Below are 316 nucleotides of genomic sequence, written 5' to 3'. Positions count from 1 at the left end.
GACCGGATCGACAGGTTCGACCGGCTCTACTGGGGCAACAGGTTCGACCGGATCGACCGGAGCAACCGGCTCGACCGGCGCCACAGGAGCAACCGGTGATACCGGAGCAACTGGCTCGACCGGATCGGCAGGTTCGACCGGCTCTACTGGGGCAACAGGTTCGACCGGATCGACCGGAGCAACTGGCTCGACCGGATCGACAGGTTCGACCGGCTCTACTGGGGCAACAGGTTCGACCGGATCGACCGGAGCAACCGGCTCGACCGGCGCCACAGGAGCAACCGGTGATACCGGAGCAACTGGCTCGACCGGATCG

General features: G+C 65.8%; 1 protein-coding gene. It reads right to left on the bottom strand.

Annotated elements, in window-relative coordinates:
* The coding region (locus EN932_RS39440) for a hypothetical protein (RefSeq protein WP_245483429.1) at positions 1-316 on the bottom strand (316 nt) is incomplete at both ends.

The sequence above is a fragment of the Mesorhizobium sp. M7A.F.Ca.US.002.01.1.1 genome, from assembly GCF_004022955.1.
Classification (GTDB): Bacteria; Pseudomonadota; Alphaproteobacteria; order Rhizobiales; family Rhizobiaceae; genus Mesorhizobium; species Mesorhizobium ciceri.
The sequence above is the reverse complement of the archived record's forward strand: the minus strand, read 5'-3'. Positions and strand labels throughout refer to the sequence as shown.